Below are 15,818 nucleotides of genomic sequence, written 5' to 3' on the forward strand. Positions count from 1 at the left end.
TCTCAAAGCGGGCTGACGGCGCCGGTCCACATTTCGTAGACGGCAAGGATTGCGACTGCGACGAGTGCGACCGCGATGACGGTTTCCACGGGATGGAAGACGCGCTGATTCCCTTCTCGACGGGCCCAGACATAGAAGATGATACCCGGCGCATAGAGGATCGCGCACATGAACAGATAAGCCGGTCCCGCCGCATAGACGAGCCACAGGCCGTAAGCCGTCGCCAGCAACCCCGCGATGAGAGGCCCGGCGCGCTGTTCGCCGCTCTCATAGCTTTCCCCAGTCAGGGCCAGCTTGGCGGCGAAGGCTCCGGAGAAAATGTAAGGCACGAGGATGGCCGCCGAAGCGATGTAGAAGAGCGCCTGATAGGTGCTCTGCGCAAAGAGCGTGATCACCAGGAAGGCCTGAACGAGCAGGTTGGTGATCAGCAGCGACGTCGAGGGCACGCCGCGTTCGCTTTCCCGGCCGAAGAATTTCGGCATCGTCCCGTCCTTGCCGGCGACATGCGGTATCTCGGCGGCGAGCAAGGTCCAGCTCAAGAAGGCGCCGACGACCGAAACGACGAGTGCAAGATTGATGAGCACGGCGCCCCAGGGTCCGACGACGGCCTCCAGCACGCCCGCCATCGATGGGTTCTTCAAGGCGGCAAGCTCGGGTTGGCTCAGGATACCGAGCGAAAGCAGCGAGACCAGCGCATAGAGCGCGAGGCAGGTGAAGAAACCGAGCACCGTCGCGGTCGCGATGTCCTTGCGGCGCTCCGCCCGGGCGGAGAACACGCTGGCCCCTTCGATGCCGATGAAGACCCACAGCGTCACCAGCATGGTGCTCTTCACCTGAGCGGCGATGGTACCGAGAGAGGCATTGCCGAGCCCGGTGAAGTCGAGCGACCAGACGTTGAGCTTGAAGGCGACGGCGACAATCCCGACGAAAAGGACAACGGGAGCAATCTTGGCTACGGTCACGATGGTGTTGACGACCGCGGCCTGGCGAATGCCCGCGAGGATCAGCAAGTGGATGAGCCACAAGAGGATCGAGGCGCCGAGCACCGCCTGCCATGTATTCCCGTCACCAAAGGCAGGGAAGAAATAGGACAGCGCGCTGAAGACGATCACGGCGTAGGACACGTTGCCGACCCAAGCGCTGATCCAATAGCCCCAGGCACTGTTGAACCCTATGAAAGGCCCAAACCCTGCCTTGGCATAAGCATAGGGTCCCGCATCGAGATCGGGTCGGCGCACCGCCAACGACTGGTAGACGAACACCAGCGCGAGCATGCCGATCGCCGTGATCGTCCAACCGATCAGGATCGCCAGAGGACCGGCGCCGGCTGCCATGTTCTGGGGCAGACTGAACACGCCCGAGCCCACCATCGAGCCGATCACGAGCGCTGTCAGCGATCCCAATCGTAGCTTCGTCGATGCGGTGGTCGTGGCCTCCCGGATTGGGATATTGACCTCTGTCGTGGACATGATGCGCTCCCGTTGCGAACAGTGGGAGGATTTCGCAGCAAACAGAACTGGCGGCCTTGACGCCGGTCAAATTTGGGCATTGCGCCGACAGGCGTGTCGAGACGGCCGCAGTAATCTACAGGAGCTGCAAGGCGCTGTAGCCGGCAGCGGCGGCGGCTAACGTCATGCCGGCCAGGGGCAACCAGAATCTCACCGGACCCGCAAATACCGCCAGGGAAAGGCGTCCGACCGCGTTGGCCATCAGCGCCGTCAGCACCGCGTGTCCTACCGTTTCGATCGAGATCGAATGCTTGACCAGGCGCAGAGCGCTGAGCACTGAAGCATCGACATCGAACGCGCCCGCGATCGCGGAGCTCGCCAGCAGGCCCCGTTCTTCGAACTGCGAAGCCAACGCGGCACTGGCCGTCGAGGCCGATGCGAACAGCAACGCAAAGATCAGCAGAGGCGCCAATTCGAATGGATTGCGCGTCGGGGCGGGGTTCTCCGGCTTCTGGCCATGGATGACCAATGCGATTGTTCCGCAGGCGCCGAATGCCAGTGCGGCAGCGAGCGCGGGCGCGGCGATGAATGCTGCCACGCTCGGCGCCAGAGCCAGAACCACGACGCAGACACGCAAGATCGAAACCATTGCCGCCAGCGAAGCCGCGCCCGCAAAAGGCAAGGGACTGCTCGCCGTGTTGGCGGTGCGAGCCAGCGACAAAGTGACGGCGGTGGATGAGACGACAGCGCCGGCAAGCGCGCTCACAATCAGCCCGCGAGCGTTTCCGAGAATGCGCACCGCGACGTAACCGGCGAACGAGATCGAGGCCATCAGCACCGTCAGGAGCCAAATCTCGCGCGGGTTGAAGCCTCCCCAGGGATCCAGCGTGCGGTCCGGCAGCAGGGGCAGCACGACCGCGGTCATCACCGCGAGTATCAATGCCGAGCGAAGCTCCAGCCAGGTCAGGCGCTGCAAGAGTCCATGCAAGACCTCGCGGCTTGCAAGAAGTGCCGCCAGGGCTGCGCCGCCTGCGGCCGCAACCCGGAAATCGCCAGCCACGCAGAGCGCCCCAAGGGCGAAGACGGCAAGGCCCGCGACGACGGTCGTGACGCTGAAATCCTCATCGTGTGAGGCTTCGCGTGCCTTGTACCATGCGAAGATGCCAGCAAAGGCGAGGAACCCGGCGACCAATACGGAATTTTCGGTGAGCGCCTGGGCCAAAGCCGCAAAAACACCGCCGAGGAGGCCCGATATGCCGAAAGTCCGGATGCCGGCCGTGCGGCTACGATCAGGGGCATCGCGCTCTCGCCAGCCTCGCTCCAACCCGACCAGCAATCCTATCGCCAGGGCCACTGCAAGGCGGGCTATGAGCGAGTCCATCATGAGGTGCCTCAAGGCTGCGCATGCTGCCGTCCGCTTCGATCAGCGGTCGGCATCGCGTGACTTCCTCTTTGGGTCGCCATGGCAAGGATCAACTCTCTATCGCCTCGCGGCCTGAAACTTCCGCGATGAAGATCCTGAAGAACACAGGGGGGAGACGCTCCAATTCCGGGGACGCGGCCGGCTTGAGCGCACCTGGCTCCCACCAATCGGAGTGTCTGCTCAAGACGGACCACGCGTGATCCCGCTGAAGCTTGTGCCCGATCCGATCCGGAAGCTCCTCATAGCGGCCATAGGCGATCACGCTTCTCCAACCTCGATCCGTGCCGTGTTCGTCGACCTGAACCGACACCAGCGGATTGGAGCGCATCCAGTCGATCTTCTTGCCGGGCATGGAAAAGGCATAAAGATGATTGTCCGCGTGGGCATAATAGAGCGGGACGATATAGGGTTGCCCGTCTTTCGTGCAGGCCAGGTGACCGACGCGATTGGCCGTCAGAATTTTCGTGCACTCCAGAGTGGAAAGTGTGCGGATCTGCATCGGTGGACTCCTAGGTGCCGGCTTGTTGTCATGATTTGTTTGCGGCATGCGCCGCGGGCCGCCTTCTGTCGTTGGCGTTACGGCGTGCCTGAGCAACGAGAGCCATGATGTCGAGGACCTCACTGTCGGAGAGCTGTGGGAAGTTGACGTAGTAATAGCTGAGCGCGGGGAAGCGGGTCGGCTGGCTGAGACAGATGAGCAAATCGGCCTCCCGCGCAAGTTCGGCTGCGGTGTCCGCGGGCGCCACTGGAATTGCGACGACGATTTGACGAGGCGAGCGTCGCTTCAGAGCGCGAATGGCAACCTTCATCGTGGTTCCGGTAGCCGCCCCGTCATCGACGATGATCGCCGTCTTTCCGTCAACCGACAGGGAGGCGCGCTTTCCGCGATACGCCGCGCGCCGCCGCTCCAGCTCCGGACGCTCCTTGGCGATCAGGAAACGAAGCTCGTCATCGTCGAGAGCGTAGGCTTCCACGATCTCCCGGTTGAGAACGACATCCGGCGGGTCTCCATCCACGATGGCGGCAACGGCCAGTTCCGCATTGCCCGGCGCCCCGACCTTGCGGACGAGGACCAGGTCCAGCGGCGCCTTGAGAACCTTGGCCACCTCAGCGGCGACGGGAACCCCGCCGCGCGGCAAGGCCAGAACAACCGGATCCCGCAGATCGAGCGTGGCAAGCTCGGCAGCGAGTTTCTGTCCGGCCTCCTGGCGATCGCGAAACATCGGTCATTCCTCCGGCCATAAATGACGAAGCGACTTCTTCATCGAATTGCGGACCTGGACGATCTCGCCATGAGAGATATGGCGGTCGAGGAGCTTGAACACCGCCGCGATCGCCTTGTCGATGTCGACCTCCGCCTCGTAGCCGAAGCTGTTCCTGACGCTGATGACGAAGTCGCGCTTCGTTCGCTCGCTTGCCGGTTTCGCAGGGCTCCACCCTTCAAAGTAAATGCCCCTGACCAAAGTCGGCAACTGGGCTGACAGATCGGCCATTTCCTCCGGCGAGAGCCAGTCGCGCAAAGTGTGCAACACCGATCTCAACAACCGGAAAGCGCTCTGTTCGTTCCAATCCAGATCCTTGGCGAGTTCGTTCGCCCATTGCTGAGCCTGCTCGGCTGCATGCGCTATGGAAGTGTGTGAGACAGAGTGCGCCATCGTTGGGACCCTTCGACCTGTCCCTTTCTCCGCCATTTAGACCTGCGCGCATTGCGTTTGATCAATTCGCGCGCGCCCTTGACCATCCGGCTCATGCTTGGGCCACTGGCGGATCGTCAAGGAGAGGCTTCGGACCTCGCCGGCGCCCGAACTCAACCGGTCGCAGCAGTTTGGAAGGCGGTTGCAGCGAATGTGAACAAGTCAGGGTAGGATATCGAAGCTATTGGATATAAGCTTGATGGCAATGCGTCTTGTCGGCAATTGAGGACTGTCGTGGATCGGTTCATTGCTCTGGCCAACATCGCTCATTTCGAAGATCTGCTTGCCCGGGAAACCGACCCGGAAAAGCGGATGATGATCCGAGGCCTGCTTGCGCGCGAAAAGGAGAAGCTCAAGATCGCAGAGCGCCAGGCAGAGACCAACCAGAAGCGGGCTGCTCCTTCCAGGGCCGACGATCAATCGGTGTAAGCGAACGACGCCTGCAGGCGGAGAGGTTCTTTCTCAGTGCGCTGCCTGGCGCACTGAGAAAGTGATCGTTCGAGCCGTTATGCGGCCTTCACGGTGATCTTCTTCTCGGCCTTCCGGGCTTCTGCCGTCTTGGGCAGCTTGACCGTCAGCACGCCCTTGGCGAAGCTGGCGTCGATCTTGTCGGCGTCGACCCCCTCAGGCAACTGGAACGATCGCTGGAAGGAGCCGTAGCGGCGTTCCGAGAGGTAGTAGTCCTTCTCCTTTTCCTCCTTCTCTTCGTTCTTTTCGCCCTTGATCGTCAGCACCCGGTTGGCGAGCTTGATCTCGATGTTCTTCTCATCGATGCCCGGCAGTTCGGCCGTGATCTCGTACGCATTGGCCTTTTCCACCAGATCCATCGCCGGCGCCACCGACCATGCGCTGTTCACCGCCGGCAAATCCCGGCCGAACAGCGAACGGGTGGAGGGCAGGCGGAAGTCGAACGGATGGAAATCATCGAAGAGCCGGTCGATTTCACGACGCAGGCTCTCGAACGGTCCCATCCAATTGTCCGACCGGGCAGGAGCGGGAGCATTCTTCTCGGACTTCACGGGCAGTTTGGTAGGGGCTTCAGCCATGGTTCTCTCCATGAGACAGATTGATTGATCAGCAAGTGCCGCTGCCTCCGCTCTTCCGCCTTAGGGTACCCAACAGGCGCCAGAGCCGGAGGCCAGCGGACCCGCCCGACGGCGTCTTCGCTGAACCGGTCCATTGCTTCGCGATTTCCGCGTTTGACGCGGATCGTCGCGCCCGCATCGCCAATTCATGCTCGGCCGATCGAGGCTGGCATCAAAGCACCGGCCTGAGCGGGCATCCTTGATCCGCATCAAACAGGCGCGAAGAAGAGAGCCGGTCGCCACCGAACGCCCTGAAGGTTCCTGGCGGCTGCCAACGACGACGTCTAGCCCACATGCGTCCGCGCGCGCTGACAGACGAGTTTGATAGACATCAAGGCACCGCGCGCCGGAAGGGCGCAATTGCAAGGGTGTTTCGCTGTTGCGCGAGGAGATCGCATGTCCTGCAATACGATGGTCGTCATAGTGGCTGTGGACGCGGATCGGGCATCGGCCATGCAGATTGCGGCGGCACCGCCCCAGCTTTTCGGCTGTCAGGCCAGCGTCAATCGCTTCCCGTCTAGCTGAGGGCTCGGGGATGGCGACCGGCAGAGTCGATCAACCCGAACGGCCGGCAAGCGAGCCGAACTCGATCGGGCATTCCTTGGTTGTCGCCGAGCACGCCTACTGGTCCCTTGGAACGGATCAGTTGATCGGGCAACTGGAGACCTCGACCTCCGGTCTTTTGAGCGTCGACGCTGCGATCCGCCTCGCCAAATTCGGCCGAAACGCGCTGGTGCCGCGGTCCGGCGGATCCGCATTGGCTGTCTTCGCCCGCCAGTTTCGCAGTCCGCTGGTCCTGATCCTCATCTTTGCCGCCGCCGTTTCGGTGTTTGTCGGCGAGGGCCATGAAGCAGCGATCATCGGCGCGATCGTGCTTGCCAGTTGCGTCCTCAGCTTTACCCAGGAATATGGCGCCTCTCGCGCTATGGAGGCGCTGCAGCAGCGTTTCTCCCGCAGGGCAATCGTCCTGAGGGACGGTTTCGAACGCACGATCGACGTCGAGGACATCGTTCCCGGCGACGTCGTCCGTCTGTCAGCCGGCAATCTCATCCCAGTCGACGGCGTGATCCTGGAATCGCGGGATTTCAATGTCAGCGAGTCCGTTCTGACAGGCGAGACCTTTCCCGTCGTGAAGTCGGCCGGCCGCTCCGCGCCGGACGCCGGTATCGCGGAGCGGACCAATGCGGTCTTCACCGGCACTTCTGTTCGCAGCGGAACGGCAAAGGTGCTTGCGGTCGCCACGGGAACGAAGACCGAGTTCGCATCGATCGCCGAAGCCTTGGAGCGAAAGATTCCGGAGACCGAGTTCGCTCACGGCATCAGGATGTTCGGGTATCTGATGACCGAGATCATGCTTGCGATCGTCATCCTGGTGTTCTTCGCCAATGTGATGCTCGACCGGCCGTTGATCGAATCGCTGCTGTTTTCGCTTGCCCTGGCGGTTGGCCTGACGCCCGAACTGCTGCCCGCGATCATCAGCGTCACCTTGGCCAAAGGCGCGCGGACAATGGCCACCGGCGGTGTCATCGTGCGTCGTCTCGATGCGATCGAGAACCTGGGCAGCATGGACCTGCTCTGCACCGACAAGACGGGAACGCTGACAGAGGGCGTCATCCACCTCGATGGATCGTTCGACGTCGAGGGCAATGCCTCGAAGGATGTTCTGCTTTGGGCGCTGCTGAACGCCACTTTGCAGACCGGGCTGAAGAATCCCTTGGACGAAGCAATAGCGAATACGCAACCCGGACAGGAGGATCTGTCCGGGTTCACCAAGATCGACGAGATCCCATACGATTTTGTCCGCAAGCGGCTGTCGGTCGCCGTGCAGCAGGGGGCGCGCGAACAGATCCTTATCACCAAGGGGGCCGTACAGAACGTTCTCGATGCGTGCGCCTTCGTGCAGGGTCCGCACGGCCCGAAATCCCTGGGCCCGGCGGAACGCCAGGCCATCGAGGAGAAATTCAGGCATTGGAGCGCGCAAGGGTATCGCGTCCTCGGCGTGGCGATCCGGCGATTTCAGAACAATGCAAGCTTCAGCCGCGACCACGAAACCGCAATGGCGTTCGCGGGATTCCTGCTCTTTCTCGACCCGCCAAAGGAGGGCGTGCGGGAAACGCTTTCGGCACTTGCCTATCGCGGCATCGGAGTAAAGGTCATTTCAGGCGACAACCGCTATGTCGCCGCGCATCTGGCCGAGGCCGTGGGCCTGCGGGCCGACAGGATCATGACCGGTGACGACCTGTCGAGACTGACGAAGAACGGGCTTCTGGCCAGTGTCCGCAGAACCGATCTGTTCGTCGAGATCGATCCGAACCAGAAAGAACGCATTGTCGAGGCGCTGCGCCGGAGCGGCCACGTCGTCGGCTATCTTGGGGATGGCATCAATGACGCGCCGGCGCTTCATGAAGCCGACATAGGCATTTCGGTCGATACGGCTGTCGATGTGGCCCGGGAGGCCGCGGACATCATCCTGCTCAAGCGCGATCTGGGCGTGCTGGTGCAGGGCGTCGATGATGGCCGAAAGACCTTCGCCAATACGATGAAATACATCTCGATCACGACCAGCGCCAACTTCGGCAACATGATCAGCATGGCCGCCGCTTCGCTCTACCTGCCGTTCCTGCCGCTGCTGGCCAAGCAGATCCTGCTGAACAACTTCCTTTCGGACATTCCTGCCCTGGCCATCGCGAGCGACAACGTCGATGCCGATCAGTTACGCAGGCCGCGGCGCTGGGACATCCGTTTCGTCCGACGCTTCATGGTGAGTTTCGGACTGGTGAGCTCGTTTTTCGACTTCGCGACCTTCGCATTCCTTCTTCTTGTCGTACGCGCCGCGGCGACCACGTTTCAGACTGCCTGGTTCATTGAATCCCTGCTGACGGAACTCGCCATCGTGCTCGTCGTGCGCACGCACAAGAGGCTATGGCGCAGCCGTCCCAGCCGTTTGCTTGCGGTTCTCACCCTGGGCATTGGCGCCATTGCCATCGCAATCCCGTTCGCTCCCTTCGCCGATTGGTTCGGGTTCGTCCCGCTGCCGGGACCGGTGCTGGCCGGGCTGCTCGCGATCACGGCGCTGTACGTCATCGTGTCGGAGGTCACCAAGACCTGGCTTTTCGAGCACGGCAGCCGAGGCAAACGCAGACGAACGGCGGGCAAACATGAGAGGCAAACGACAGGCAAATCGGCCCACGCCTCTGGATGAGAGGGAGGAAGCGGCTTGCAGACCAACCAGCCGGGCGCGACTGCCCGCACCGATGCAAAAGACCATTCCATGAGCAGAGGGCGTGCGATTTGGAACCGAGCCGAGGCCTGCTCGACCGGCTGGCGGCAAGGGGCTTGCATGCCTGGGCACGGGCCGCCGCCCGTGCGCTATGACGGTCACCACCCCGCCAGGCCGGTTGGTCCATTGTCAGCCTCCGACCGCGGCCTTGGCGACGTTCACGCCAAGGTCGTAGACAAGCTGCCCGCCGTAATAGCCTGTTGCCGTGACAAGGGCCGCGCCGGCTATTTCAATAGCGGGTATGGCGAGGGTCAACGTCCCCAGTTCGCGATTTCGCACCCACAGCACGAGTCGGATGAGGCCCCAGCCCAGAAAGGTGAAGGCGCTGATCGTGCCCAAGCTCTCATGGATCTCGGCGACCTCGCTGCTGAAACCGGCGGCCTCGGCGTAGTCAAGGGCCATGCCGCCGAAGAACCAGGTGACGACGGCGAACAATCCCGCGGTGACGGCAACAAAGGTGGAAATCGTCCCTACGCCCGAACGCATCGTTACGGCATTGCTTCCGGCAAGCGCGGCGAGATCGATGATCACAAGTGTGTAGATGAGCACAATAGGGAAGTGCACCAGAATGGGATGGACATGCTGAATTGCAGGCATCGGAAATTCTTCTCCAGAAACAGTGAGGGCGGCAGCCGTTGGACGCTCGATCGCCTGTCAATCGTCGCTGTCGCCGAATTCTTCGTCTTCCTGACCGCCGCGGGCGCCGGATACGGATTTGCCGCCGTCACACTCGTCGTCGCCGACGCCTTTGACCGCCTTGGGACCGATGGTGTTCATCATGGGGATCGCCTCAAGGTCGATTGGGCCGAAAGCTGTGGAGGAGGGTGCACATGACCCGTGATTGGATTCAGCGGCGGCGGGTATGACAAAAGCGGTGAGGCCTGCAAGGGCGACAAGCAAAACAGGGACATTGCGCATGGTTTCGGATCCTTCTCTGCGCGCCCACGATCGAGCGCGATGCCCTTTGATAGAGACCCGGTCCTTGCCGCCGGCTGACGATGATTGACAGCGGTTTGACAGCTTCCGCATGCGACAGCTCGCTTCCATGAAAATCGCACTGATGCGCTTGGCAGCTCTGAGCGTGGCCGGACTTGTCCTGGCCGCGCCATTTGCCGTTCGGGCGCAAGACGACGACGACGACCACGATCGGGCACGCGATCTATATGAACGCGGCGAGATCGAGGGCCTTGCCGGTATTCTGAGCATCGTCCGAGCCAAGGCTCCCGGTGAGATTGTCGCCGTCGATCTCATTCGCTCAGGAGGCAAGTGGGTCTATCGGGTTCAGGTGGTCGCTGCCGACGGTCGCCGCAGGATCGTCGACGTCGACGCCAGGGCCGGCGCCGTTGTGGGCGGTGAAGGCGACGACAGATGAAAATCCTGGTGGCCGAAGACGAACCACGCATTGCGACCGACATCGCGGCGGTCTTGAAGGCGTCGGGCATGGCCGTCGATATTGTGGGTGATGGCGAAGCGGCCTGGTTTGCAGGCGATGTCGAGAGCTATGATGCAGCGATCCTCGATCTGGGATTGCCGAAACTCGACGGTCTCACGGTGCTGAAGCGCTGGCGCGCCAATGGCCGCCGCTTTCCAGTTCTGATCCTGACGGCGAGGGGCCTGTGGACCGAGCGTGTCGAAGGCATCAACGCCGGCGCCGACGACTACCTTCCGAAGCCCTTTGAAATGGAGGAACTGCTGGCGCGGCTGCGCGCCATTCTGCGCCGTTCAAGCGGGCAGGCGGCGCCTGTCCTGCAATCGGGCCCCTTGCTGCTCGACACGCGCCAGATGCGCATTTCGCTCCGCGGCGCTCCAGTGGCACTTTCGCCGCTGGAATACCGCTTGCTGGCGTTTCTGATGCATCATGCCGGCCGCGTGGTCCCGCCAACCGAACTTGCGGAACATCTGTATAGTTCAGGCAATGAACGCGATCCGAACACGATCGAGGTCATCGTCGCGCGTCTGCGGCGCAAACTCGGTAATGACATCATCGAGACGCGACGCGGGTTCGGATATCTCGTGCCTGACGGGCCTGGCTGATGGGCAATTCGATCCGTTTCAGACTTTGGTCGGCGGCGGCCGTATCGATTATCATTGCTCTGGCCATCGCCGGCGTTGGCCTGCGTTATCTGTTTGAACTGAACGTCGAGCGGCGGGTCGTCAGTGAGCTGACCGTCGACCTCAATGAACTGATCGGCGCGACGAGTTTCGCAGCCGACGGCCGGCTGTCGGTCGAAGCGGCGCTGGCCGACCAGCGTTTTGCCAGCCCGTTGTCCGGCCACTACTGGCAGGTGGAAGATCTGGCCACGCATAGCCTCGTGCGATCGCGCTCCCTGTGGGATGCGACGCTGACCTTGCCGGAAAAGGTGGCCAATGGCGAGCTGAGAAAGGAAGAGCTCAAGGGGCCCGGCGGAGAGCTCACCGTCGCCGTCGTGCGCACGATCACCGATGCCGACGGGCGGGCCTTTCGCGCCATCGTGGCGGAAGACCATCGCAACGTCGAAGTGTCGGTGGGCGAGTATGTCCGCGATCTCGCGCCAGCGCTCACGATGCTCGCCTTCGCGCTGATGGGAGCGTTCTTCATCCAGATCACCGTTGGTTTGGCGCCGCTGGAAAGCCTGAGGGTTGCCGTCAAAAAGGTGATTGCGCAGCGGACGGCGCGGCTTGACGTGGCCGCGCCGAGCGAAGTCCAGCCATTGGCCGATGAAATCAACCGCCTGCTCGACGCCCAGGAGAAAGCTCTCGCTCGCGCCCGCTCGCGCGCCACCGATCTCGCGCATGGCCTCAAGACACCCCTGCAGGTCCTGTCCGCCGATATCCGGACTTTACGCAAAAAGGGCGAGACCGGGCTTGCCGACGAAATCGAGAAGAGCGCGGGCGCAATTCGCCGCCACGTCGAGCGGGAGCTGGCACGCGCCCGTCTGGCGCCTGGTGTTTCCGGCAAGGCCGCGTGCCTTGTCCGGGAGGTGGCGGCCGGCGTGATTGCCGTCGTCAAACGCACGCCAAGGGGCAAGCAGCTCTCATTCGTGGTCGATGCCGCTGAGGATTTCGTGGCGCCGGTCGACGAAGGCGACCTGTCGGAGATTCTCGGCAATCTGGTGGAAAACGCGACGCGTTTCGCGAAATCCCTGGTTCATGTGAGCGCGTCCGCAAGAGCGGGCGAGGTCATAATCACCGTGGTCGATGATGGGCCGGGTATCCCCGAGGCCGCCCGGCATGCCGCCTTGTTGCGTGGCGTTCAGCTCGACAGCAAGGGCGGCGGCAGCGGCCTCGGCCTGGCGATCGTTTCGGATATCGTCGAAGCCTATGGAGGCCGCCTCGAAATGGCTAATGCCAACGCTGGTCTGGCGGTGACCATTTACCTGCCTCGGCATGGTTGAGCGGCGGTCAGGCAAATCCCGGGAAGTAGTCGACCTTGATTCTGGAGCGGCGAACGCCCATGGCCAGGAGCTTCTGCCGCAGAGCCTTGACCATGGCCTGCGGGCCGGAGATGTAGAAGGTGCGTTCGAGATAGTCGGGCATGGTGAGGCGCACCAGGCGGGCGTCGATATAACCGGGATACTGGCCGCGCAGCGCGCCCTTGGCCACGGCGTGGAACGTCCTTATGCCCAGCTCGCGCCTCGCCTCGCCGAGCACTTCCCGATAGGCGATGTCCTCCTGGCTCTCCGTCCCATAGAGAACGACGATGGGTCGCGCTTCCTTGCGATCGATGAGATAGCGCAGCATCGAGCGGAATGGCGTGATGCCGATGCCGCCGGCGAGGAATGCGATCTTGATGCCGGGATCGGACGGCAGCGTGAAATCGCCGGCCAACTGCGAGGCGTGGATCGTGCCGCCCAGCTTCATGGTGCCCAGCGCCTGCTTGAAGGCGCTTGACCGCGGATAGAATTTGACGCCCAGCCGTACCGATTGCTCGGTAGGGGATGAAGCCACCGTGAAATAGCGCCGGTTGCCGCGGTTGTCGGACCTGTCGAGGCCAAGCGTCCACTCAAGGTACTGGCCCGCCCGGAAGGCGAGCTTTCGCTGCGACCTGAAGATGAAGTCGTAGCTATCGACGGCCGTTTGCTCGATGCGTTCCAAAGTCAGCACGAACCGGCCCTTCGGGCCCACGGCGTAGGCGAAGAGATTGCCCGCCAGAAGTGCGAGCTCGGGCGTGAAATAAAACGAGCCGATATGGATGTTGGGTGCGAACAGAAAGCCGACGATGGCGGCAAACGCGATACGCGGCCAGCGTGTTGTCGGAGCCGTCAGTGGTTCCGTCAGCATCACGAAGGCGAAGAACAGCAGCGGCGACGAGCTGAAAGTCTCCCGAAGAGCGCTGCCATACTGGGACGGGCCGGTCGTGGCCAGTATCGTGACCAGCGCCACCCCAAAGAATGCGGCCACGAGATCGAGCCGGCGTAGCTTGCGCACCAGGAGAACGCCGCCCACGAGCACAAAGGGAAGCAGCCAGGCATTGCCTCCGACCCACCATGTGGCCGGTCGATCGAGCAAGAGCGCGGTCAAAGCAACGCCCAGCGCGGCCGGATTGAACAGATGTTTCCTGCCGACGGCCAGGATGTATTTCGAGGAAATCGCCCAGACCGACGCGAATGCCACGGCGCCGATGCCCTTGAAGTCGGTGGCGGCAACCGGATCGAGGATGAGCGCCAGGATCATCGCGGTGATGTAGACAGACTCGCTGTTGGCGGGAACTTCGAAGATGCGTGCAAAAACCCTGTTGGCGATCCAGCCGGCGGCCAGCACCAAACCGGTCGTAAAGGCGAGTTCGACCGGATCATGCGGCACCAGCCCTGCGGCGCTCAACACCAAGGCGGCGCCCAGCAGCGTCATCAGGTAGTAGAGAACCAGCCGATACATGGTCAGGTGGTCCAGAAGTCGATCCACGGTCTTGATCATGGTTGGCAGAATGCTCCAAAGCCGCTTGTCGGCGTGGCACGCCGGTTGCTGTCGACAAGATATCCCTCGAGGCCCTCGGCCTGCTCGAGAAAGAGGATGCCATTCCGGCCCATGGCGAAAGCGGCGGTGGCGAAGCGGTCGGCCTCGAGCACATCCAGGCCGATGACCGTAACGCTGACGATATCCGTGATCGGATCACGGCCCGCCCGTGGATTGTAGATATGCTGGCCCCGCGCATAGGTGCCGGAGGTAGCGACACCGCGTCCTCGCGGATAGATCACCTTGATGATCTCATCCGTATGGAACGGATTGCGGATGCCGACGCTCCAGTCCCGACCGGAAGCATTCCTGCCGCAGGACTGGATGTCGCCGCCCGCCTCGATGAAGAAGTCGCTCACGCCGGCCTGGCGGACGATTTCGGCCGCATTGCGGATGGCCCAGCCCTTGACGATGCCGGAGGGGTCGAGCGCGCCGTCGGGTCTATGGATGTCGAAATAGCCGTCCGTCTGCCTTCTGGTTTGCTCCGCGATCTTCATCACGTCCAGCATTTGGCCGCTCCAGTCGCGGACCGGAATGTCGCCCCGATTGATGGCTGAGATCTCGCTATCCGTCCGATAGGTGCTGAAACGCCGGTCGACGTCGTCGAAATAGTCGAAAACCCTCTCGACAAGGTCGTCGGCCGAGCCGCCGATGTCGATGGTGATGGGCATGCCCATCAATATTCTCGTTTCGCGCATGAAATTTACGACGACGCCTTCTTGAGCGCGCCGCCAAGCGATTGGATGAAGGCCCTGCTGGTCAGCGTGGCGCCCGAAATGATGTCGACATCCGCACTTTGCGCGCTGATCGCCTCGTCGCGCAGCATCGGCAACGCCTGCCGATTGATGTTGACGGAGGTGCGGCGGTCGTTCGGGTATCTCAATATCTTGAGCGCCGTCAGGCGGCCTCCCTGAACAAGCGCCTGAAGCTGGATGATGCCGTAATATGCGTCGGCCGCGGGACCGGTGTAGACCCCGTCGGCATAGCCGTGGGCGGCGAGCTTCATGCCTGTACGGATCACGTATGCCGGCGCTTGCGGATCTGCCGGTCGCGGCTGCGGAATTGGAATATAGACGGCAGGCGTCACAGAGAACGACCGTGCTTCCGGTTGAGCGACACTTGCGGCTGCTGGCGCGGGGTTTCGCTTCGGCGGCGAAGGCGGCAGCTTTGGGACCTGCGGCGGGCTGGCGGCAACTGCCGGCTTCGGAGCTGCAGCCGATATCGTCGCCGCTGTGTCCGTTCCGGCATCGACGGGCGTCTCTGGGGCTGGCTCCCGCCGCAGGTTCTGGGGAACCCTGGGCAGGCGCGTTGCCGATGCAACCGGATCGGCTGGCGTCGGCAGGCCGACCGGCGGCAACATGCTTTGCTCCGCGGCATTGGCGGGGACGCCCATATCGATCAGGTCGTCAGCGGGGAGCTTGCCCGCCTGGCTCCAGACATAGGCTCCTGACGACGCGATCACGAAGAGCGACAAGGCGGTCTTTTTCATAGGCAATGCATCCCAGGTTGAGGCGTGCAGCGGCCGAGCCGTTGCATGCGTGCTGGGGCAATATCTCACGAGCTAGCTGACAACTGGCTGTCAGCCGGCTTGATCGAGCCATGCCTCACCGAGTGAGCCGTTTGTTTGTGCGATTGACCGTGATCAAGGCCAGCATGAATTGGCTCGGCAACTATTTGGTCGGAACCGACGTCCAACCAAGGGGATCCGACCATGACTTCCGACATCATCGCCATCTGGGCTGGGATACTCGGCCTTGCTTATCTTGCCGGCGCGGGACTCTATTTCGAAATAGCTTCCAGCGCGAAGCGCAGGCGGGCTTCGGCAAGCTATGGCTTCGGTCGGCATCGGCTTCAGCCGGTGAAGGTCAGGCACTCGCGCTAGAGCAATTCCAGGAAAAGTGCGTAGCGGTTTTCCGTCCGGAATTGCGCAAAAACAAATACTTCTAGGACAGTCGG

At 62.4% G+C, this 15,818-nt stretch carries 17 protein-coding genes; 6 read left to right on the plus strand and 11 right to left on the minus strand.

From position 1 onward, the window contains the following. Positions 1 to 2: 2 nt before the first annotated feature. The 5 genes from arcD to EJ070_RS14875 all read right to left on the minus strand — a co-directional run bounded on the left by arcD (position 3) and on the right by EJ070_RS14875 (position 4,526). Positions 3 to 1,469, minus strand: coding sequence for an arginine-ornithine antiporter (arcD, locus tag EJ070_RS14855; protein ID WP_126092038.1), 1,467 nt, complete (start codon positions 1,467 to 1,469; stop codon positions 3 to 5). A gap of 115 nt (positions 1,470 to 1,584) precedes the next feature. After that, positions 1,585 to 2,829 carry an MgtC/SapB family protein gene (locus EJ070_RS14860; RefSeq protein ID WP_126095760.1) on the minus strand — a complete coding sequence of 415 codons (1,245 nt, stop codon included), beginning with the start codon at positions 2,827 to 2,829 and terminating at the stop codon, positions 1,585 to 1,587. Between the two features lie 91 nt (positions 2,830 to 2,920). Next, complete coding sequence (locus EJ070_RS14865) at positions 2,921 to 3,370, minus strand: pyridoxamine 5'-phosphate oxidase family protein (RefSeq protein WP_126092039.1); 450 nt, start codon at positions 3,368 to 3,370, stop codon at positions 2,921 to 2,923. Between the two features lie 28 nt (positions 3,371 to 3,398). Next, the gene (locus EJ070_RS14870) at positions 3,399 to 4,094 is read right to left on the minus strand and encodes a phosphoribosyltransferase (protein ID WP_126092040.1); all 696 of its coding nucleotides are present in this window, start codon (positions 4,092 to 4,094) and stop codon (positions 3,399 to 3,401) included. Between the two features lie 3 nt (positions 4,095 to 4,097). Beyond that, positions 4,098 to 4,526: a DUF2267 domain-containing protein gene (locus EJ070_RS14875; protein ID WP_126095761.1), complete on the minus strand. Its 429-nt coding sequence runs from the start codon at positions 4,524 to 4,526 to the stop codon at positions 4,098 to 4,100. 273 nt (positions 4,527 to 4,799) lie between these two features. Here EJ070_RS14875 and EJ070_RS14880 point away from each other — a divergent pair, with 273 nt between their 5' ends. Next, a complete protein-coding gene (locus EJ070_RS14880; protein ID WP_126092041.1) occupies positions 4,800 to 4,994 on the plus strand; it encodes a hypothetical protein in 195 nt (64 codons plus the stop codon). A 77-nt stretch (positions 4,995 to 5,071) separates the two neighbouring features. Here EJ070_RS14880 and EJ070_RS14885 read toward each other — a convergent pair whose 3' ends face one another. Beyond that, the gene (locus EJ070_RS14885) at positions 5,072 to 5,611 is read right to left on the minus strand and encodes an Hsp20/alpha crystallin family protein (RefSeq protein ID WP_126092042.1); all 540 of its coding nucleotides are present in this window, start codon (positions 5,609 to 5,611) and stop codon (positions 5,072 to 5,074) included. Between the two features lie 574 nt (positions 5,612 to 6,185). Here EJ070_RS14885 and mgtA point away from each other — a divergent pair. Further along, positions 6,186 to 8,852 (plus strand): magnesium-translocating P-type ATPase, encoded by a 2,667-nt coding sequence (gene mgtA, locus EJ070_RS14890; RefSeq protein ID WP_126092043.1) that lies wholly within the window; start codon positions 6,186 to 6,188, stop codon positions 8,850 to 8,852. A gap of 207 nt (positions 8,853 to 9,059) precedes the next feature. Here the strand turns inward: mgtA and EJ070_RS14895 are convergent, their stop codons facing one another. Continuing rightward, complete coding sequence (locus EJ070_RS14895; protein ID WP_126092044.1) at positions 9,060 to 9,527, minus strand: DUF2231 domain-containing protein; 468 nt, start codon at positions 9,525 to 9,527, stop codon at positions 9,060 to 9,062. Positions 9,528 to 9,584: 57 nt separating this feature from the next. Beyond that, positions 9,585 to 9,848, minus strand: coding sequence for a hypothetical protein (locus EJ070_RS36270; protein ID WP_127299322.1), 264 nt, complete (start codon positions 9,846 to 9,848; stop codon positions 9,585 to 9,587). A 109-nt stretch (positions 9,849 to 9,957) separates the two neighbouring features. Between EJ070_RS36270 and EJ070_RS14900 the strand changes: the two genes are divergently transcribed. The 3 genes from EJ070_RS14900 to EJ070_RS14910 are packed head-to-tail and all read left to right on the plus strand — an operon-like array spanning position 9,958 to position 12,304. Beyond that, on the plus strand, positions 9,958 to 10,302 hold the full coding sequence (locus tag EJ070_RS14900) for a PepSY domain-containing protein (protein ID WP_245464885.1): 345 nt from the start codon (positions 9,958 to 9,960) through the stop codon (positions 10,300 to 10,302). Then, the gene (locus tag EJ070_RS14905) at positions 10,299 to 10,964 is read left to right on the plus strand and encodes a response regulator transcription factor (protein WP_126092045.1); all 666 of its coding nucleotides are present in this window, start codon (positions 10,299 to 10,301) and stop codon (positions 10,962 to 10,964) included. The genes EJ070_RS14900 and EJ070_RS14905 overlap by 4 nt, the downstream gene beginning before the upstream one ends. After that, complete coding sequence (locus EJ070_RS14910; RefSeq protein ID WP_126092046.1) at positions 10,964 to 12,304, plus strand: HAMP domain-containing sensor histidine kinase; 1,341 nt, start codon at positions 10,964 to 10,966, stop codon at positions 12,302 to 12,304. Before EJ070_RS14905 ends, EJ070_RS14910 begins: the two co-directional genes overlap by 1 nt. A gap of 7 nt (positions 12,305 to 12,311) precedes the next feature. Here the strand turns inward: EJ070_RS14910 and EJ070_RS14915 are convergent, their stop codons facing one another. Genes EJ070_RS14915 through EJ070_RS14925 form a run of 3 tightly spaced genes read right to left on the minus strand, consistent with a single transcriptional unit; the run spans position 12,312 to position 15,351 of the window. Continuing rightward, complete coding sequence (locus EJ070_RS14915; protein WP_126092047.1) at positions 12,312 to 13,823, minus strand: RnfABCDGE type electron transport complex subunit D; 1,512 nt, start codon at positions 13,821 to 13,823, stop codon at positions 12,312 to 12,314. Further along, positions 13,820 to 14,539: an FAD:protein FMN transferase gene (locus EJ070_RS14920; RefSeq protein ID WP_245464886.1), complete on the minus strand. Its 720-nt coding sequence runs from the start codon at positions 14,537 to 14,539 to the stop codon at positions 13,820 to 13,822. The genes EJ070_RS14915 and EJ070_RS14920 overlap by 4 nt, the downstream gene beginning before the upstream one ends. A 26-nt stretch (positions 14,540 to 14,565) precedes the next feature. Continuing rightward, entirely contained in the window at positions 14,566 to 15,351 is a 786-nt protein-coding gene (locus tag EJ070_RS14925) for an FMN-binding protein (protein ID WP_126092049.1), read from the minus strand. A gap of 222 nt (positions 15,352 to 15,573) precedes the next feature. On the opposite strand from EJ070_RS14925, the gene EJ070_RS36275 reads away from it, so the two are divergent. After that, positions 15,574 to 15,744 (plus strand): hypothetical protein, encoded by a 171-nt coding sequence (locus EJ070_RS36275; RefSeq protein ID WP_189350539.1) that lies wholly within the window; start codon positions 15,574 to 15,576, stop codon positions 15,742 to 15,744. Positions 15,745 to 15,818 lie beyond the last annotated feature (74 nt).

Origin of the sequence: Mesorhizobium sp. M1E.F.Ca.ET.045.02.1.1 (assembly GCF_003952485.1) — a bacterium.
GTDB lineage: Bacteria > Pseudomonadota > Alphaproteobacteria > Rhizobiales > Rhizobiaceae > Mesorhizobium.